Annotated in this window: 21 protein-coding genes and 1 pseudogene; 10 read left to right on the plus strand and 12 right to left on the minus strand. The window is 66.8% G+C overall.

The window, feature by feature from the left end:
- Positions 1–84 precede the first annotated feature (84 nt).
- The gene (ggt, locus tag AC0B44_RS07830) at positions 85–2,064 is read right to left on the minus strand and encodes a gamma-glutamyltransferase (protein ID WP_471902352.1); all 1,980 of its coding nucleotides are present in this window, start codon (positions 2,062–2,064) and stop codon (positions 85–87) included.
- A 171-nt stretch (positions 2,065–2,235) separates the two neighbouring features.
- Here ggt and AC0B44_RS07835 point away from each other — a divergent pair.
- The 4 genes and pseudogenes from AC0B44_RS07835 to AC0B44_RS07850 all read left to right on the plus strand — a co-directional run bounded on the left by AC0B44_RS07835 (position 2,236) and on the right by AC0B44_RS07850 (position 4,926).
- A pseudogene (locus tag AC0B44_RS07835) lies at positions 2,236–2,675 on the plus strand (nitroreductase family deazaflavin-dependent oxidoreductase).
- A 101-nt stretch (positions 2,676–2,776) separates the two neighbouring features.
- Positions 2,777–3,094, plus strand: a complete 318-nt coding sequence (locus tag AC0B44_RS07840) for an ArsR/SmtB family transcription factor (protein ID WP_471902523.1) — start codon at positions 2,777–2,779, stop codon at positions 3,092–3,094.
- 26 nt (positions 3,095–3,120) lie between these two features.
- Positions 3,121–3,600, plus strand: a complete 480-nt coding sequence (locus tag AC0B44_RS07845) for an SRPBCC family protein (protein ID WP_378528011.1) — start codon at positions 3,121–3,123, stop codon at positions 3,598–3,600.
- Between the two features lie 270 nt (positions 3,601–3,870).
- Positions 3,871–4,926: a 2Fe-2S iron-sulfur cluster-binding protein gene (locus tag AC0B44_RS07850; RefSeq protein ID WP_471902353.1), complete on the plus strand. Its 1,056-nt coding sequence runs from the start codon at positions 3,871–3,873 to the stop codon at positions 4,924–4,926.
- A 49-nt stretch (positions 4,927–4,975) separates the two neighbouring features.
- Here the strand turns inward: AC0B44_RS07850 and AC0B44_RS07855 are convergent, their stop codons facing one another.
- The 3 genes from AC0B44_RS07855 to AC0B44_RS07865 form a co-directional block, all read right to left on the minus strand.
- On the minus strand, positions 4,976–5,704 hold the full coding sequence (locus tag AC0B44_RS07855) for a DNA alkylation repair protein (protein WP_471902354.1): 729 nt from the start codon (positions 5,702–5,704) through the stop codon (positions 4,976–4,978).
- A 46-nt stretch (positions 5,705–5,750) separates the two neighbouring features.
- Positions 5,751–6,551, minus strand: coding sequence for a glutamate racemase (locus AC0B44_RS07860; protein WP_471902355.1), 801 nt, complete (start codon positions 6,549–6,551; stop codon positions 5,751–5,753).
- 74 nt (positions 6,552–6,625) lie between these two features.
- Positions 6,626–7,804 carry an NAD(P)/FAD-dependent oxidoreductase gene (locus tag AC0B44_RS07865; RefSeq protein ID WP_471902356.1) on the minus strand — a complete coding sequence of 393 codons (1,179 nt, stop codon included), beginning with the start codon at positions 7,802–7,804 and terminating at the stop codon, positions 6,626–6,628.
- Positions 7,805–8,032: 228 nt separating this feature from the next.
- Here AC0B44_RS07865 and AC0B44_RS07870 point away from each other — a divergent pair, with 228 nt between their 5' ends.
- From AC0B44_RS07870 to AC0B44_RS07890, 5 genes are read left to right on the plus strand one after another with little or no spacing between them, the layout of a single operon-like run.
- On the plus strand, positions 8,033–8,491 hold the full coding sequence (locus AC0B44_RS07870; RefSeq protein WP_169619529.1) for an Asp23/Gls24 family envelope stress response protein: 459 nt from the start codon (positions 8,033–8,035) through the stop codon (positions 8,489–8,491).
- The gene (locus tag AC0B44_RS07875) at positions 8,488–8,814 is read left to right on the plus strand and encodes an Asp23/Gls24 family envelope stress response protein (protein ID WP_296549335.1); all 327 of its coding nucleotides are present in this window, start codon (positions 8,488–8,490) and stop codon (positions 8,812–8,814) included. The genes AC0B44_RS07870 and AC0B44_RS07875 overlap by 4 nt, the downstream gene beginning before the upstream one ends.
- Positions 8,811–9,005 carry a DUF2273 domain-containing protein gene (locus AC0B44_RS07880; protein WP_169619528.1) on the plus strand — a complete coding sequence of 65 codons (195 nt, stop codon included), beginning with the start codon at positions 8,811–8,813 and terminating at the stop codon, positions 9,003–9,005. The genes AC0B44_RS07875 and AC0B44_RS07880 overlap by 4 nt, the downstream gene beginning before the upstream one ends.
- On the plus strand, positions 8,998–10,041 hold the full coding sequence (locus AC0B44_RS07885) for an Asp23/Gls24 family envelope stress response protein (RefSeq protein ID WP_471902357.1): 1,044 nt from the start codon (positions 8,998–9,000) through the stop codon (positions 10,039–10,041). The genes AC0B44_RS07880 and AC0B44_RS07885 overlap by 8 nt, the downstream gene beginning before the upstream one ends.
- A complete protein-coding gene (locus tag AC0B44_RS07890) occupies positions 10,038–10,604 on the plus strand; it encodes an Asp23/Gls24 family envelope stress response protein (RefSeq protein WP_471902358.1) in 567 nt (188 codons plus the stop codon). Before AC0B44_RS07885 ends, AC0B44_RS07890 begins: the two co-directional genes overlap by 4 nt.
- A 90-nt stretch (positions 10,605–10,694) precedes the next feature.
- On the opposite strand, the gene tuf is transcribed toward AC0B44_RS07890, so the two are convergent.
- The 7 genes from tuf to AC0B44_RS07925 all read right to left on the minus strand — a co-directional run bounded on the left by tuf (position 10,695) and on the right by AC0B44_RS07925 (position 17,160).
- Entirely contained in the window at positions 10,695–11,885 is a 1,191-nt protein-coding gene (tuf, locus tag AC0B44_RS07895; protein WP_169651244.1) for an elongation factor Tu, read from the minus strand.
- Positions 11,886–11,980: 95 nt separating this feature from the next.
- Positions 11,981–14,083 carry an elongation factor G gene (fusA, locus tag AC0B44_RS07900; RefSeq protein WP_471902359.1) on the minus strand — a complete coding sequence of 701 codons (2,103 nt, stop codon included), beginning with the start codon at positions 14,081–14,083 and terminating at the stop codon, positions 11,981–11,983.
- 144 nt (positions 14,084–14,227) lie between these two features.
- Positions 14,228–14,698, minus strand: a complete 471-nt coding sequence (gene rpsG, locus AC0B44_RS07905; RefSeq protein WP_072704522.1) for a 30S ribosomal protein S7 — start codon at positions 14,696–14,698, stop codon at positions 14,228–14,230.
- Positions 14,698–15,072, minus strand: coding sequence for a 30S ribosomal protein S12 (gene rpsL / locus AC0B44_RS07910; RefSeq protein ID WP_072704519.1), 375 nt, complete (start codon positions 15,070–15,072; stop codon positions 14,698–14,700). The genes rpsG and rpsL overlap by 1 nt, the downstream gene beginning before the upstream one ends.
- A 336-nt stretch (positions 15,073–15,408) precedes the next feature.
- Positions 15,409–15,966, minus strand: coding sequence for a DUF3558 domain-containing protein (locus AC0B44_RS07915; protein ID WP_378528000.1), 558 nt, complete (start codon positions 15,964–15,966; stop codon positions 15,409–15,411).
- The gene (locus AC0B44_RS07920; RefSeq protein WP_378527999.1) at positions 15,966–16,520 is read right to left on the minus strand and encodes a DUF3558 domain-containing protein; all 555 of its coding nucleotides are present in this window, start codon (positions 16,518–16,520) and stop codon (positions 15,966–15,968) included. The genes AC0B44_RS07915 and AC0B44_RS07920 overlap by 1 nt, the downstream gene beginning before the upstream one ends.
- A 10-nt stretch (positions 16,521–16,530) precedes the next feature.
- Positions 16,531–17,160 (minus strand): TetR/AcrR family transcriptional regulator, encoded by a 630-nt coding sequence (locus tag AC0B44_RS07925; protein ID WP_169619523.1) that lies wholly within the window; start codon positions 17,158–17,160, stop codon positions 16,531–16,533.
- A gap of 167 nt (positions 17,161–17,327) precedes the next feature.
- Between AC0B44_RS07925 and AC0B44_RS07930 the strand changes: the two genes are divergently transcribed.
- The gene (locus tag AC0B44_RS07930; protein ID WP_169619522.1) at positions 17,328–17,882 is read left to right on the plus strand and encodes a TetR/AcrR family transcriptional regulator; all 555 of its coding nucleotides are present in this window, start codon (positions 17,328–17,330) and stop codon (positions 17,880–17,882) included.
- A gap of 4 nt (positions 17,883–17,886) precedes the next feature.
- Here AC0B44_RS07930 and AC0B44_RS07935 read toward each other — a convergent pair whose 3' ends face one another.
- Complete coding sequence (locus AC0B44_RS07935) at positions 17,887–18,501, minus strand: TetR/AcrR family transcriptional regulator (protein ID WP_471902524.1); 615 nt, start codon at positions 18,499–18,501, stop codon at positions 17,887–17,889.
- Positions 18,502–18,511 lie beyond the last annotated feature (10 nt).

The following is an 18,511-nucleotide window of genomic DNA, read 5'->3' on the forward strand; positions in this document are numbered from 1 at the left end:
CGCCGAGCGACATACCCGGGCGTCACGAATCCGAGATGACGGATGTCATTTTTCTCGGTGCCGGCGCGTGGTGGAGAGGGGCTGTCACGGTGCCGGATCGCCCATCACCGCTCCCTCGCGCCGCGGATCGGCTCCCCCGCCCCAGCCCGCCTCGTCGCGCTGCAGTGCGCTCAAGCCACTCGACTGCGGCGCGACGGAGACCTCGTGCCCCTTCTCCCGAAGTTGCTGTACGAGGGGGTCCTGCGCACCGTCGTCGGATGCATCGACGGCGGGATGCTCACCCCCGACACCCGTGACGGGAGTGTTGGCGGCACCGAACGAGACGGCCGAGACCGCTTGCTGGGGGTCCAGGCCCCAATCGATCATTCCGACAAGCGTTTTGACGACGAACTGGATGATGACCGACCCGCCGGGCGATCCGACGACCATCTGCAGATCGCCTCGCTGCCCGTCGGATGTCCGTTCGAACACCAGTGTCGGGGCCATCGAACTGCGTGGCCGTTTGCCGGGCTCGACCCGGTTGGCCGCCGGCAGCCCGTCCTTGCCTGCCGGTTCGGCCGCGAAATCGGTGAGCTGGTTGTTGAGCAGGAAACCGTCGACCATGTGGAACGACCCGAACGCCGATTCGATGGTCGTCGTCATCGCGGCGACGTTGCCGTAACTGTCGGCCACCGAAATATGACTGGTGCCGTGCTCGGGGGTCTGCGCGGGCACCCCGAGCGGAACCGGGCCGAAGTCACCCGGCTGCGCGGTGCCCATGCTCTTGCCCGGGTCGATCAGCGAAGCCCGCGTGGAGAGGTATTCCGGGTCGACCAGGGTCTGGAGCGAACCCCCGGGCAACGGCACGAAATCGGAGTCAGCGACGTACTTGTCGCGGTCGGCGTACGCCAGCCGCTCGGCCTCGGAAATCAGATGCACGGCTTCCGCATTCGGCACTCCGCCGTCCGCATCGACGTCGGCCGGCCCCAGCGACGCGAGGTCGAAGTTCTCCAGGATGCCGAGGGTGGCCGCCACGGCGGTGCCGCCGGACGACGGGTTCGGCATCCCGCAGATCTCGTGGTCGCGGTAGGGCGTGCACAACGGCGTGCGTTCCTTCGCCTCGTAGGTCGCAAGGTCGTCGAGCGTCATCGTTCCCGGTGTGCGGCCGCCGGTCTCGCTCGTGGTCGCCTCGACGATCGCCTGCGCGATGTCGCCGGTGTAGAAGGCGTCGGCACCCTCGGTGGCGATCGCGCCGAGGGTCTTCGCCATCGCCGGATTGGTCAGCGTGGTGCCCGCGGCCTTGGGGCTACCGTCGGGCTCGAGGAAGTACGCGCGTGCTTCGTCGTCGACTGCGAGTTGCTCGGCGGAATCGGCAATCGACTGCGCCATCCGGTCACTGACGATCACGCCTCGGTCGGCCAGATCAACAGCCGGAGCGAACAGACTCCGCCATTCCTGGTCGCCGTACTCGGCATGCACCATCTCGAGCATGCGCAGGACGCCGGGTACCCCGATCGAACGACCGCTTGCGCGGGCATCGGGCTTGGGCTCGGTACGGTCGGTGTCGCTGATCCAGCGGAGATAGTTCTCGTCGGCCGAGTCGGGGGCCGTCTCGCGGCCGTCGTATGCCTGGACGCGGCCGGATTCGGCGTCGAAATACATCAGGAACGCGCCACCGCCGATGCCGGACGACTGCGGCTCGACGAGTCCGAGCACCATCTGCGCAGCCACGAGCGCATCGGCCGCCGTTCCGCCGTCGCGGAGGACCTCGCACGCCACCTCGGTGGAGACGGGGTTGGCCGTGGAGACCGCGAAGGATTCAGTGCTCACAGCGGTCATGCCGCTGCGATAGCCGGTGGCGACCTCGGGGTTGGTGGAGATATCCCGATCCCCGGTCTCCGGCGGCGGTGCATCACCTGTCAACGGCGCGCCGTTGGGCGTCGCCCCGCATACCGCCGCCGCGGGCGCTGCGGTGCTCTCCGAATCACCGTCCGTACTCGACGCGCATCCGCCCAAGAGTGCGAGTGCAGCCGTCGCAGCCAGAGCGGCACGTATTCCCGACCGATTTCCCCCCACCGAGATCATCTTGACGACGGTAGCCGGACAAGGCGGTCTCCGCCGGGCAAACGTCGTTCCGCGAGGCGGCAGCAGACCTTCTATCGTGATGTGCGGTACTGCAAGTCGCCCCGCACGAACGACCGAGTTGCGTGGTCGTCCGCCACGGGTGCTCCGTCTGCACGTCGAGGAGGCCCAGCGATGAGTTCGCCGGATGACTGGAACACGAGTGTGATCGAAGAGTTCAGGAGCAACGAGGAACGTGTCGGTGGCGCCTTCGAAGGTGCACCGATGACTTTGGTTCATCACCGCGGCCGCAAGAGCGGACGCGAGATGGTCACACCGATGATGTATCTGCCCGACCCCGACGACGACGCGACGGTATACGTCTTCGCAAGCAAGGGCGGCGCTCCCACGAATCCCGCCTGGTACTACAACCTGAGCACCGCGGGACGCACGGAGATCGAGATCGGCACCGACACCTACGAAGTCGCCGTCGAGGAGATCATCGGCGCCGAGCGCGACCGTATCTACGCCGAGCAGGCGGCGCGCTATCCGGGGTTCGCCGGCTACGAGGAGAAGGTGCGGGGGTGCGCACCATTCCGGTGCTCGCGTTGCGTCGCATCCGAGCAGGGTCTTGACATGCCCGTCGGCCGGGCGGATGCTTTATTCAACCGAAAGGTTGAATAAGGACGGTGGCAAGCAGGTGAACGCGGACGACGACAGGCTCGACCGGGCTTTCATGGCCCTGTCCGACCCGATTCGCCGACGCATCGTCGCCCGGCTCAGCCGGGGCCCGGCCACCGTCAACGAACTCGCGGAACCCTTCGCGATCACGACCCAAGCGATCTCGAAGCACATTCAGGTACTCGAGCAAGCTGGACTCGTCACCCGCACTCGCGACGCCCAGCGACGCCCCGTCCACCTGAATCCCGCGCAGTTGGAGGCGCTGACCTCCTGGATCGACCGATATCGGTTGGTCAAGGAGCAGCAGTTCCGCAGCCTCGACGCTGTGCTGGCCGGGGACACGGCCGACACCACAGACCCCCCACCGGGGTGATCCCGCTCCCTGCGAGAGGCATCGACATGAGCAACCCACTGCACGTCAACGTCCCGGACGGCGTTCCGTTCATCGATTACGAGCGCGAGTTCGACTATCCCGTCTCCGAAATCTTCCGAGCACATCAGGATCCGGCTCTCGTCGCTCAGTGGCTGGGGCCGCGCGGGGTGTCCATTGACCTGGACCACTACGACTTCCGTAGCGGTGGTTCGTACCGGTACACGCACAGCGACGACAGCGGTTCGTACACCTTCTCCGGCGTGTTCCACACCGTGCGGGAGAACGAATTCGCCATCCAGACCTTCGAATTCGATCAATTCCGCGATGTCGTGAGCATCGAGTTCATGACCTTCGAGGACCTCGGCGACGGCCGCAGCAAGCTCAGCGGCCACGCTGTGTATCCCAGCCTCGAGGCACGCGACGGTATGGCCTCCTCGGGATGGGAGGAAGGCATGGTCGACTGTTACGAACGGATCGAGGAGCTTCTCTCGAAGGCCACCGCCTGATCCTCACCCGGAAGCGGCCGCACCCGACACGGGCGCGGCCGCATCGGGCGGCGCGGGTGGGTCCGGTGGCGCCGGTGCGAAGTTTCCACTGTGCGGGAGGGGTGACGGTGCGTCGACGAGCGCCCGGTACCGTTTCCGGGGTGGCGCCCCGCTGTTACTCTTGAACTAGAACGCGTTCTAGAATTCGAGGTTCGAGAACATCGGAGAACGGGAACATCCGGGGTAGCGCCACAGCTCACGCACGGTCTGCACGAGAGGACGACACACACCATGACGACTGTCGAGGTGCCGCACGGCTCACGATCGGTGATTCTCACCGTATCCGCCGTCGTCGAGGAAACCGCCGACGCGAAGTCGATCGTCTTCGACGTCCCGGACGAACTCCGTGACAAGTTCGCGTACAAGCCGGGCCAGTTCCTGACACTGCGTATTCCCAGCGAGCGCACGGGATCGGTGGCGCGCTGCTACTCGCTCGCAAGTTCGCCGCACACCGACGACGCCCCCAAGGTCACCGTCAAACGCACCTCCGACGGTTACGGCTCGAACTGGCTCTGCGACACCGTCGCGGCGGGCGACACCCTCGAGGTCCTGCCGCCGGCCGGGGTGTTCACCCCGAAGTCCTTCGATCACGACTTCGTGCTCTTCGGTGCCGGTAGCGGCATCACTCCGGTGATCGCGATCCTGAAGTCCGCGCTCACCCAGGGGTCCGGCAAGATCACTCTGATCTACGCCAACCGCGACGAGACGTCGGTCATCTTCGCCGACGAACTGCGGACCCTCGCAGAGAAGTATCCGACGCGACTGACCGTCATCCATTGGCTCGAATCCGTGCAGGGACTCCCGAGCGTCGACCAACTCGCGGCACTCGCTGCGCCGTACGCCGATCGCGAAGCGTTCATGTGCGGTCCAGGCCCCTTCATGGACACCGTGCACCAGGCGCTGCAGAGCATCGGGATGCCCCGGACCCAGGTCCACGCCGAGGTGTTCAATTCACTCTCCGGTGACCCGTTCGCCGACCAGGCGCCGGTCGAGGTCAGCGACGACGAGGCAGCGGACGCGGCGACCGTCGACGTCGAACTCGACGGGGAGGTCCATACGCTGACCTGGCCGCGCAAGCAGACCCTCGTCGACATCATGCTCGCGAAGGGCATCGACGTGCCCTACTCCTGCCAGGAGGGTGAGTGCGGGTCGTGCGCGTGCACGGTCCTCGAAGGCAAGGTCGAGATGGAGAACTGCGATGTGCTCGATCCCGAGGACATCGAGGCCGGCTACATCCTGGGATGCCAGGCACGACCGGTGACCGACCACCTCAAGATCGAGTTCTGACAGACCTCACACAGCGCGGGCGGCACCGTCGGGTGCCGCCCACGCTGCGTCAGCGAAGCGCCCGGAACCGGGCGCGTTCCTGCGCGCCGAGATGTTCGGTGGCGTAACTCAGCGCCGTCCGGCCCATCGCGGCCGCGTGACGCTCCAGGAAGTCCAGCAGAACCGCTCGGTCCACGCGTTTGCCGACCTCCCGAAGCATCCATCCTGTCGCCTTCTGGATCAGATCCCGACGATCGTCGAGGACGCGTTCGACAGCGGCGAGGGTCGGCTCGGCCTCTCCCCTCTTCACGAACGCGAACGTCGAGAGCAGCCCGGCGCGGCGTCGCCACAGATTCGGATCGTCGACCAGCGTCGTCAGCAGGCCGGCGTCGCCGGGATGCGCGTGGACCCACTCCCCGACAATGTGATCGGCGGAGGCATCGACGAGATCCCAGTTGTTCACCCGCTCGCAGCGGAGGGCATCGAGATAGACCTCGAGCACCTCGGACCGGGCAGACGGATCACGCGCGAACCTGTCCACGAGAACCAGCAGCCCGGCGAGACGGTGTTCGTGAACCTCACTGTCCAGCAGCAGACGTGCCTCGCCGACCGGCAGGTCACGGAACTTCCGGACCACAGCACGAGTCTGCGGAACCCGTAGTCCCAGAAAGACGTCGCCCTCGCCGTATTCGCCGGGACCGGTCTTGAAGAAGCGACTCATGCCGACGGCGGCGTCCGGGTCGGCCAGCGCATCGAGCTCGGTGCGCACGTCTCCCGCGCTCGGCAGATCAGGGGTCACGACAGGGAGCTTACGGCGCAGAGATCAGCACCGAGCCGATCGACTCCTACGTCGTGGTCGCGGCGGCGAGCAGTTCCCGTCCCGCCGCGAACGCCTCCGCGCCCGCCGGGAGCGCTCCGCGTGTGCCGCTGAGGTACACCTCGACGCGGCCGGAAACTCCGGAACTGTCATCGAACTCGCGGGTGCCCGGCTCATCGGCCTCGAGGTCGGCGAGACGACGCAGGGTCTGCCGGGCCACCGCCTCCGCGCTGTCGAACAAGCGCACACCCTCGGGGAACCGCGCAAGGATCGAATCCGCCACCAGCGGGTAGTGCGTGCAGCCGAGGACGATGCCCTCGACGCCGTCCGGAGTGCGCGCCGCGGCGTCGGCGATCGCCCGGTCGGCGGCATCCCGGTCACCCCGGTCGATGGCGTCGGCGAGTCCGTGACACGCGATGCCCACGACCTCGCTGCCGTTACCGAACTTCTCGACGAGGTCGGCCTGGTAGCGGCTCGAGGTCGTCGCGGCGGTCGCCCAGATCGCCACCGACTTGCACACGGCCGCGGCAGGCTTGATCGCGGGCACGGTCCCGACCACCGGAACGTCGTCCCCGAGCGTGGCGCGCACAGCGTCCAGAGCGGTCACCGACGCCGTGTTGCACGGCAGCACGACCACATCGGCACCGCGGTCGACGGCGCGCCGGGCGGTGGTCACCACCCGCTCGGACACCCATTCGGCCGGCTTCGGTCCCCAGGGAGCGCACTCCGGGTCCATCGACAGGATCAGGTCGAGATCCGGACGCATCCGCCGCAGCCATGCAGCAGTCGGCAGCAGACCGAATCCCGAGTCGATGAGCGCAACGATCACCCTACGAATCTAGCCCTTCGCCCCACCGGCGGCATCGAGGGATGCGGATACCGGTATTCGGACTGCGGCGATGTTCAGACTGCGGCGAGCAACTCTTCGATGGGCGCGCCCGCGGCGATCTTCATCCGGGTCTTCATCACCTGCGCGGGGAGTCCGCCACCGACCACACCGACGAGGCGGCCCTCACGCTCGTAGTACGCGAGGAACTTGCGTCCGTCGTCGCGCACGACATGCACCGTGTCGTCGGCGCGAACCGCACCGAGGCCCTGGATCTTGATGTCGTACTGATCGCTCCAGAAATACGGCACCTGGCCGACGCCCCCGGATTCCCCGGTGACGATCTTCTTGGCGAGCACGGTGGCCTGCTCCCCTGCATTGGTCCAGTGCTCGACACGTTTGCGGGCACCACCGGGAACCTGCCACGACGCGACGTCGCCGACAGCCCACACGTGCGGGGCCGACGTGCGGCCCGTGTCGTCGCACACGACGCCGTTGTCCAGTTCGATGCCGGAACCCTCGAGCCACTCGGTGACCGGCACCGAGCCGATGCCCAGGACCACCAGATCGATGTCGATCACGGACCCGTCGCCGAGCACCGCCGCCGTGACGTGTCCGTCACCGCGCAGTTCGACGAGCCCGACTCCCGCACGCAGGTCGACTCCGGCGTCGGTGTGCAGTCGTGCGACCAGGGAACCGACCTCGGTGCCGAGTACCGAGGCGAGGGGCGTGGGCTGCGGCTCGAGCAGGACGACGTCGACGCCCAGGGACCGCAGGCTGGCGGTGACCTCACAGCCGATGAATCCGGCGCCGACCACCAGGGCACGGACACCGGGCCTGATCGCGGCCCGCAACGCGCGGCCGTCGTCCACCGAGCGCAGCACGTGGACGCCGCCGAGATCGGGCAGACCGGGAATGCGCCGGGCACGAAGACCGGTCGCGATCACCAGTTCGTCGTACGGAAGTTCGGTTCCGTCGGTGAGCGTGACGGTGCGCGCCTCGGTGTCGACGGAGCGGGCCGCACTGCCGAGCCGCAGGTCGATGCGCTGTTCCTCGAAGAACTCGCGGGGGCGGAGTGTGGTGTCCTCACGCTCGCCGCGAATGACGTCCTTCGACAGCGGCGGGCGGTCGTAGGGCAGGTGGCCTTCGTCGTCGAGCAGGACGATCTCGCCCTCGTACCCCGCACGCCGCAACTCCTCCGCGGTTCGCACACCGGCAAGACCGGCTCCTGCTACTACGATCCGTTCGACTGCCACCTGGTACATCCTCCTGATCGCGTGACCTCGGCCACCCGTGTGCGTGCACTCTTCATACCAAACGCACGTACGGGGGTGGACAGCGCGCCGATCGGGCAGCGCCCCGAACGACACCGCGGGACAACACGGTGACGGTCCTGCCCGGCATATCCCTCCTGCCGGGCGGATAATGATGGACAACGCACGGCCCGCACGTTCCCCACGACCCACACGGCACGAGGAGCACTCATGACCAGCGACAGCGGCGCAGGAATCAGCCGCATCCAGTTCGGTACCGGTTCGTTCTCCGGTCCCCTCGACAGCCAGGGTCGGACGATCATCGCCGACGCGGTGGTCGCCAAGATCGCAGGCATCGCGACACGCGAGGTCAGCGGCGTGTTCGACGTCGGGGCGGGAACCGCCCGGGTGGTGGGCGCCTTGCGCGACCGCATCCCCGGAGCACGAATCAACCACGGGCAGGGCGTCGCGGTCGAGGTCGGCGAGAAACAGGCCGCGATCGATATCGGCATCGTCGCGGAATACGGCGTGGCGCTCCACGAGCTGGCGATCGCGATCCGGCACAACGTGATCACGGCCGTCGAACGCATGACCGGTCTCGAGGTCACGGAAGTCAACATCACCGTCTTCGACGTGGTGCTGTACGACGAGGCGGCAGCAGCCGACGAGCTCAAGCCTCGAGTGCAGTGACCTCGTCTCCCGGCGCGGACCCCCGTACGCATCCCGACCCCGAGGTCGCAGACCTCGTCGCCGAGATCGTCACGGGTGTCGCAGGCGTCGCCGGGCTCAACAGCGGCCCGTTCGGATCGGTCGCGACCTACCTGCCGGGACGCCGGATCCCCGGGATCCGGCTCGGACCCGAGGGGTGCGCCGTGCACATCACCGCGGAATACCCCGCCGATCTGCCGGCCCTCGCCGACACCGTGCGAGCGCTCGTCGAAGCGGTCGTCGGCCCTCCGGTGCATGTGACGATCGAAGACGTCCACCTCGAACAGAAACAGGTGTCCCCGTGAACCACACTCCCACCGGCAACACCGCGGTCGGCCTGATCGCCGGTCTCCTCCTCGCTCTTGCCGGGATCTTCGGGGGCGTCAGCGGACTGCTGTTCGCGGTCCTTCTCGGCGCGCTCGGTGCCGCAATCGGTGCACACCGGGACGGTCTGCTCGACCTCGGTGCGATTCTGCGGAGCCGCGGCCGTGGCTGATGGCGTCCCCACGGAGACCGGGCCACTGCCGGGCTCCACGCTCGACGACATCGACACGGTCGGGAACCGCGGCACCCTCGTCATCAAGGACCGCGCAGTCGAACGCATCGCCGCGTCGGCCGCACTCCAGGTTCCCGGCGTGGTCCGGCACACCGGCAACCTGAGTCTGCTCACGGGCCGGGAACTTCCTCGTGCCGATGTGACCACCGGCGGACGGGCGGTCGCGGTGAATCTCTTCATCGCCGCCGAATGGCCTTACGACGCAGCGGCACTGACGCGGAGGGTGCACGACGCCGTCGCGCGTCACCTGCACGACTACACGGGCCTGCACGTCACCGAACTGAACGTCCTCGTCGCCGCGACCCCCCAGGCACACGACGACGAACCGGCCGAGCAATCCGTGCCTGTCGAGTACCTCGAATCGGATATCGTCGCTCACACCGAGTCCCGCGCGCGGATACCGGTCGTGCAACCGCTGCCCCCGCTCGCGACCCCGGCGGCGGCGCCGGCCGCGGCGCTCATCGCGATCGGCGCGCTCGGACTCTCGTTCGTCGCCGCCCGCGAACTTCTCATCGTGCGCGGCACCTACGCGGGAGCGCCGTGGCTCCGCAACGCGTTCGAGTGGTTCGGCAGGCTGCACTGGGAACCGTGGATCGGTCCGGTGGCCGCGGTGCTGGTGCTGCTCGGTGCCGCGCTGCTGTTCGCGGCGGTCAAGCCACGGCGACGCACCCACCTCCCGCTCCGAGTCTCAGGTCCCGTCGACACGGTGTGGATGCGGCGTACCGACGTCGCCCGCATGTGCAGTGCCCGGGCGTCGGCGCTCCCCGGTGTACGCACAGCGCTGACTGTGGTCGATCGCCGGCGCGCGGTGGTGCGGATAGTCGCCGACCCCGAAGTGCCGGTCGCCGAACTCACCGCGACCGTGCGCGCCGAGGTCGAACCGAATCTCTCGCTGCTCGCCGATCCCCTTCCACTGATCGTGAAGATCACCCCCGCAGAGACGCGGGCGAACGCCGTGGGAGGAACGCGCCGATGAAACTCCGTACGGTGCTGGCCAACCGTTTCTTCGCGCTCGTGACGGGCTTCGCCCTGCTCGGAATCGGCGCCTTCGCGCTCGCCTGGTTGTGGGAGGTGCCCCTCGCGCGGGACCGGCTCTCGCAACTCGACCGGCCACGCGTCATCGACGTTCCCGACCAGGACTGGTGGACACCCGCATTATGGACCGTGTTCGCCGTAGGAGCCGCGATCGGCATCGTCCTGCTCGTGGTGAATCTGTCCCGCCGTCGCACCTCGACGGTGCAGTTGTTCGACGAGGTGACCGACGCGACGCTGGGCGTCGAACTGGGCCCCGTCGCGGAGGGTGTGGCACGCGAACTCGCAGGACTCCCGGGGGTGCGGTCGGCGCGCGGCCGCGCGGTGGTGGAACGGCACCTGCCCACTCTGTCGGTGGTGGTGCATGCCGAGCCGGGAATCGACGTCGCCGAGTTCACGGCGCACGCCGAGGACACCGCAGAACGCGCCGCGTGCGCGCTCGGGGGCGCCCGTGTCGCCACACAGGTGCTGCTGCACCTCGATCCGCCGCACCCCGAACACGACTGACGACGAGAACCTGGGCGGCACAGCCCCCGGAAACGCCGAACGGCGTCCACCCCGAAGGGTGGACGCCGTTGGCGTCAGTGAGGAACTAGCTCACTTGATGATCTTCGTGACGCGACCGGCGCCGACGGTACGACCACCCTCGCGGATAGCGAAGCGAAGGCCCTCGTCCATGGCGATCGGCTGGATCAGCTTGACGGACATCTCGGTGTTGTCACCGGGCATGACCATCTCGGTGCCCTCGGGAAGGGTAACAACGCCCGTCACGTCCGTGGTACGGAAGTAGAACTGCGGACGGTAGTTGTTGAAGAACGGCGTGTGGCGGCCGCCCTCTTCCTTGTTGAGGATGTAAGCCTGGCCCTCGAACTCCGTGTGGGGAGTCGTGGTGCCCGGCTTGACGACGACCTGTCCACGCTCGACGTCCTCGCGCTTGATGCCGCGGACGAGGAGGCCGACGTTGTCGCCCGCCTGGCCCTGATCGAGCAGCTTGCGGAACATCTCGATACCGGTGACCGTGGTCTTGGTCGAGGTCTCCTTGATGCCGACGATCTCGACCTCTTCGTTGACGTTGACAACGCCACGCTCGATACGGCCGGTGACGACCGTACCGCGGCCGGTGATCGTGAAGACGTCCTCGACGGGCATGAGGAACGGCTTGTCGGTCTCGCGGACCGGGTCCGGGATGGAGTCGTCGACGGCCTGCATGAGGTCGACGATCGACTGAACCCACTTCTCGTCACCCTCGAGTGCCTTGAGAGCAGAGATCGGGACGACCGGAGCGTTCTCGTCGAACTCCTGCGAAGCGAGGAGCTCGCGGACCTCCATCTCGACGAGCTCGAGGATTTCCTCGTCGTCGACCATGTCGGCCTTGTTCAGCGCAACGAGGATGTACGGCACGCCGACCTGGCGAGCGAGCAGCACGTGCTCACGCGTCTGGGGCATCGGGCCGTCGGTTGCGGCCACGACCAGGATCGCGCCGTCCATCTGGGCGGCACCCGTGATCATGTTCTTGATGTAGTCCGCGTGACCCGGGGCGTCGACGTGCGCGTAGTGGCGCTTCTCGGTCTGGTACTCGACGTGGGAGATGTTGATCGTGATACCACGAGCCTTCTCCTCGGGAGCCTTGTCGATCTGGTCGAACGCGAAGCTCTCGTTCAGGTCCGGGAATTTGTCTGCCAGCACCTTGGTGATGGCGGCCGTCGTGGTGGTCTTGCCATGGTCGACGTGACCGATGGTGCCGATGTTCACGTGCGGCTTGGTCCGCTCGAACTTCGCCTTAGCCACTGGAATGTCCTCCTGGACTGTTGTTGCTTGCAGTATGCAGCAGTGCGGTTTGTATTACTTGGTCGTGCAGGTGACCGAGGGAGATAACCCGAAGGTTACTCTCCGGTCGCCTTGGCGATGATTTCCTTCGAGACGTTCGACGGAACCTCTGCGTAGGAATCGAACACCATGGAGAAGTTCGCGCGGCCCTGGGTCTTCGACCGCAGGTCACCGATGTATCCGAACATCTCCGAGAGCGGAACCAGCGCCTTCACGACACGGGCACCACTGCGTTCCTCCATGGCCTGGATCTGGCCACGGCGGGAGTTGAGGTCGCCGATCACTTCACCCATGTAGTCCTCGGGGGTGGTGACCTCGACAGCCATGAGCGGTTCGAGGATGACCGGAGCTGCCTTGCGGGCGGCTTCCTTCAGGGCCTGCGAGCCGGCGATCTTGAACGCCATTTCGGACGAGTCGACGTCGTGGTACGCACCGTCGAGCAGCGTGACCTTGACGTTCACCAGCGGGTAGCCGGCGAGCACGCCGTACTGCATCGCGTCCTGCGCACCCGCGTCGACCGACGGGATGTACTCGCGGGGCACGCGGCCACCGCTGACCTTGTTCTCGAACTCGTAGGTCGCACCGTCTTCGCCGCGGAACGGCGCGAGAGCGATGACGACCTTCGCGAACTGGCCGGAGCCACCGGTCTGCTTCTTGTGCGTGAACTCGAGCTTCTCGACCGGCTTGGTGATCGTCTCGCGGTACGCGACCTGCGGCTTGCCGACGTTGGCCTCGACCTTGAACTCCCGACGCATGCGGTCGACGAGGATGTCGAGGTGGAGCTCGCCCATGCCGCCGATGACGGTCTGGCCGGTCTCCTCGTCGAGCTCGACCGAGAAGGTCGGATCCTCTTCGGCGAGCTTCTGGATCGCGGTGCCCAGCTTCTCCTGGTCGGACTTGGTCTTGGGCTCGATCGAGACCTGGATGACCGGGTCCGGGAACGACATCGACTCGAGGACGATCGGGTTCGCCTGGTCGCACAGGGTGTCACCGGTCGTGGTGTCCTTCAGGCCGATCATCGCGTAGATGTGGCCGGCCACGGCCTCGTCGACCGGGTTCTCCTTGTTGGCGTGCATCTGGAAGAGCTTGCCGATGCGCTCCTTCTTGCCCTTGGTGGCGTTGAGCACCTGGGCACCCGGATCGATACGACCCGAGTAGACGCGCACGAAGGTGAGCTTGCCGAAGAACGGGTGCGCCGCGATCTTGAACGCGAGAGCCGAGAACGGCTCGTCCTTGCTCGGCTTACGAGTGAGGACGGTCTCCTCGTCGTTCAGCTTGTGACCCTCGACCTCGCCGATGTCCAGCGGAGTCGGCAGGTAGTCGATGACAGCGTCGAGCATGGGCTGGATGCCCTTGTTCTTGAACGCGGTGCCACAGATCACCGGGTACAGCTCGGAGGCCACGGTGAGCTTGCGGATGGCGCCCTTGATCTCGTCGACCGTGAGCTCTTCACCGCCGAAGTACTTCTCCATGAGCTCTTCGTCGGACTCGGCAACCGTCTCGAGAAGCTTCTCGCGGTATTCCGCGGCCAGCTCGGCGAGATCCTCGGGGATCTCCTCGATGGTCGGCGGAGTGCCGATCTCGGTGACGCCACGCCAGGTCAGCGCACGCATCTCGACGAGGTCGACGACGCCGTCGAAGGCATCCTCGGCACCGATCGGGAGCTGCAGGACCAGCGGCTTCGCGCCGAGACGGTCGATGATGGTCTGCACGGTGAAGAAGAAGTCCGCGCCCATCTTGTCCATCTTGTTGACGAAGCAGATGCGCGGAACGTCGTACTTGGCAGCCTGGCGCCAGACCTGCTCGGACTGGGGCTCGACGCCTTCCTTGCCGTCGAAGACGGCAACGGCGCCGTCGAGGACGCGCAGGGACCGCTCGACCTCGACCGTGAAGTCGACGTGGCCGGGCGTGTCGATGATGTTGATCTGGTTGTTGTTCCAGAAACAGGTGACGGCGGCGGAGGTGATGGTGATACCACGCTCCTTCTCCTGCTCCATCCAGTCGGTGGTCGAAGCACCGTCGTGGGTTTCACCGATCTTGTAGTTCACACCGGTGTAGAAGAGGATGCGCTCTGTCGTGGTGGTCTTGCCGGCATCGATGTGCGCCATGATGCCGATGTTGCGGACCTTGTTCAGGTCGGTCAGCACTTCCTGTGCCACAGGTAACCCCGCTCGTAGCTAGTGTCGGTCCTTTTGTGCGGACCCATGTTCTTGTGTTGTCAGCCGGCCTTTACGGGACCGACACAGTTGTGCGAGCAGCCGATCGGGAGGTCCGGATCACGGTGCCTCCCGATCGGCCTCGACTCACCAGCGGTAGTGCGCGAACGCCTTGTTGGCTTCAGCCATCTTGTGCGTGTCCTCGCGACGCTTCACAGCGGCACCGAGGCCGTTGCTCGCATCGAGGAGCTCGTTGGCGAGGCGCTCCACCATGGTCTTTTCACGACGCTGACGTGCGAACGTGACCAGCCACCGAAGTGCGAGGGTGGTGGAACGGCCGGGGCGAACCTCGACCGGCACCTGGTAGGTGGCACCACCGACGCGGCGGCTGCGAACCTCGAGGGCGGGCTTGACGTTGTCGAGCGCGCGCTTGAGGGTGACGACCGGATCGGTACCGGTCTTCTCACGTGCCTGCTCGAGCGCCTGGTAGACGATGCGCTCGGCGGTGGACTTCTTGCCGTCCATCAGGATCTTGTTGACCAGCTGGGTGACCAGCGGGGACCCGTAAACCGGGTCGGCGATCAGTGGACGCTTGGGAGCGGGACCCTTACGTGGCATCAGGCCTTCTCCTTCTTCGCTCCGTAGCGGCTACGGGCCTGCTTGCGGTTCTTGACACCCTGGGTGTCGAGCGAGCCGCGGATGATCTTGTAGCGGACACCGGGAAGGTCCTTCACACGACCGCCACGCACGAGCACCATCGAGTGCTCCTGGAGGTTGTGGCCTTCACCCGGGATGTACGCGGTGACCTCGACAGAGCTGGTGAGGCGCACGCGGGCGACCTTACGAAGAGCCGAGTTCGGCTTCTTCGGGGTGGTGGTGTACACGCGAGTGCACACGCCGCGACGCTGCGGGCTGCCCTTGAGGGCCGCGCTCTTGACCTTGACGGTCTTGTCGCGGCGGCCCTTACGGACCAGCTGATTGATGGTTGGCATTAACCGGCTTTCTTCGTTGTCTGGAGCTGCTCACACGAGCAACACTGGCTGTTCTGAAATTAGGGATCCATCGGTTGGGACAAGAGAGCTAGCTGCCCCTCACTCGCCCCTCGTGTGCACACGAGGTCGGGTGTGTCGCGTACCCCCACACAGGCAGCCGGGAACTCGTAACTGCAGACTTCTACAGACGACGCGCACGGCACTACCTCGCATAGGCACACAGACCGGTCCGGGCTTGCCGGACACGACCCACAACGATACCCGGCTGGCGAGCATCAGGTCAAAGTGAGGTAGGCAACCGAGGACCCGCTCGACCCTGGTCGGCCCCAGCCACGGTCAGCTGCTGAGGTTCAAGGTGAGCCGTGCCAAGGTAGCAGCGGCCTCGCAGGGGTCCGGCCCACCGCCCTGGTACTGCACCCACCAGCCGAAGATACCGGTCGTCGAGGCACCCGAACTCACCCCGCACGACGACGGGTCGTCGGGCCGGCGCATCTGCAGGGCCCGTCGTCCCTCCACCGTGGTGTTCTCCACCGCGTACCCGAGGTGTTCCGCAGCGGAGCGCTCGTGGTCGAGCGAGCCCGTCTCGAACCAGTTGAAGGTGACCTTCACGACGCCGCCGGGCCCGTCGCCCTCCCACCGGCAGATCGCTCCGAAGAACCCCCGGTACACCGCTTCGGCTCCGACCGCCTCGGCGATCTGCGGGTCCGCGACCGCGTCGCACTCGGTGAGCAGCCGGGTGAATTCCTCGGTGTTTCCGCCGCCACCCGCACCTTCCTGCACCGCGCGGCCCTCGATCGTCCGGGAGCATCCGGTGAGCACCGTGGCGCAGACCGCCAGCGCTGCCATGCCGGCGCCGAGACGACGACCGGCCGGCCGGAGCGGGACCCGGCGCATCACTGCTGCGCCCTGTCGACGCTGGTCTCCGCGAGGCTGCGAGCGACCGCACACGCGTCGGCCGCGGGCGGGAAGTTCCCGTAGGAGACGGACCAATGGATGAAGTCGCCGCCGAACTGCACCCCGATCTCGCACAGGGTCGTCTGCCCGTCCAGCGACTGGGACGAACCCAGGAAGCCGGGATTGCCCCCGACCTCGACATCCGTTGCAGGACGGCCGATCAGATCGGACCCGGCCCGTTCCCTGCCGATCGGACTTCCCCGGTACCAGCTGAAACTCACGCTCGGCCCACCCACGAAGAGTTCCCACTCACAGCCGACGGAGTTGCGGGTGACAGACGAGAACGGACCGAGCGCGAACGCATTCGCCACCTCGTCGTCGGTCAGCGACCCGCACTCCCCGAAAAGCGGGCCCGGCTCGGTCACAGCCGATGTCGTCGAGGTCTGCACCTGGTCTGCGGCATCGTCGCCGGAGCCGCATCCGGCCGCGACGAGCATCGCCAGGAATGCCAGGGCCGCCGTCGCCGCTCTGCTACCGGTCCGCTCGAAGGACATGGCCGAGACACTACCGAGCCGCAGGGCCTGCTGCGCGCCGACGCCGGGCGTCTTCCAGCACGGTGTCGAGCTGGGCCGCCCAGTGCCTGACGATCTCGCGGCGTCGCACCGAGTCGTCGGTGAGGACGTCGGCCAGGCCGAGGCCACGGGCGAGGTCCAGAGTCGCCTGCACCATGCGGTGCACCACCGGATCGGAGTCGTCCGCGCCGAGTTGTTCGACAGCCACCTTGTGCGCGACCCGGCCGAAACGCTCCTCGAGCGGGAGAAGGCGTTCGCGCAGCGCGGGATCCGCCGCCGCGGCGGTCCAGACCTGCAACGCCGCGTTGAACAGATTGCCGGTGTACTGCTCGACGAGACGTGACACGACCGCCTCGGTGCGAGCGCTGCCGGGCGGCACGTCGGGCGTCTCGTTCCGGGCGCGTTCCATCCGGCTGTCGAACATGAAATCGAGAGCAGCCGTGATGAGATCCTCACGGGTGGGGAAATGGTGCTGGGTCGCCCCGCGCGACACTCCGGCGCGTTCCGCGACGACGCCGACGGTGGTCGCCGCCCAGCCGAACTCGGCCAGGCAATCTATCGTGGATTCGAGCAGGCGCAGACGTGTCGCTCGACTGCGGTCCTGCTTGGGTTCGCGCGTCACCCGTCCTCCTCGATCCTCGCCCCGCAGGGATGCCCGCCGGAGAGCATTCGGCGCCCGGAACGCCGCCTCGATGTCCCACGACCCGACGGAATGAGATCACGTCGAGACCGTACGAACGTAGCCTGCCCGAACAGCGGGACGACGCACCGGACGAAAGGGGAACCCACGTGGCGACGATTGTCAGGCGCGAAGACTATTTCACCGCCGCCCTCGACATTCTTGCGACGCACGCCCACGCGGGACTCAAGCAGGCACGCCTGTGCGCACACCTCGAGGTCACCACCGGGTCGTTCTACAACTACTTCGCGAGCTGGGCCGACTTCGAGAAAGAGTTCCTTCAGAACTGGCTCGACAGGCAGACCCTGCAACTGGCCGAGACCGCACGGCTCGAAGGTTCTCCCCGGCGCCGGCTCGAGATGCTCATCGACTTCGCGTGCAAGCTTCCGCATCCCGCCGAATCGGCGATCCGGGGCTGGGCGTACAGCGATCACGCCGTGCGCGACATCCAGGCCCTCGTGGACCGGCAGCGATTCGACGTGGTGGCCGAGTCCACCGCCGCGATCCTCGGCCCGGGGGACGACGCGCACAGATTCGCGCATCTCGCGATGTTCGCCCTGATCGGTTATCAGCAAACTCTTCCCGCTCAGGACGTCTCCGTCCTGCGATGGTCGCTGAACCGGGTGTTGTCGCAGGTACTCGAGGATGTCGTCGACACCCGGTGACGGATCACCGCCGCAGAAGATCCTCGAACTGTTCACGCCACACCACGAGATTCGGGTCCGCGTCCGGATCGCGGGGATCGATCGCATAACCGAGGGCGATCCCCCGCATGCTGCTGTAGACGAGATCGCGCACCACGCGGTAGCGCGGGAGCCCGATGAAGTCGCTGCCGAAGAACCGATCGGTCTGCGCCTTGATCATCCCGCCGAGTGTGCGTTCGAGCGGTATCAATTCGCGGCGGAGTTCTTCGTGGGAGCGGGCCGCGAGCCACAGTTCCATCGAGGCCCAGAAATACGGCTGCCGGAAGTGCAGCCACATCAGATCCACTGCCACCGCGACCCTCGCGACCGGATCGGAGGGCCACTCCTGATCGTGCCCGAGATCCTGGACCCGTTGGGCGGCCAGGTGATGCACCGCCGCGACCAGCAGCGAATCGCGACTGGGGAAGTGATGGAGCAGACGTCCGCGGGAGACGCCCGCCGCAGCCTGGATACGGACGGTGGTGGCGTTCGAGTATCCGTGTTCGACCAGTACGGACACAGCGGCATCCAGGATGGTGACGCGGGTGGCACGGCCGCGTTGCTGCTCCGCGCGTCGACGGGGCTCGCTCGGCGCACTCATCATGCCGACC

It is taken from the genome of Rhodococcus sp. NPDC019050 (genome assembly GCF_055664235.1).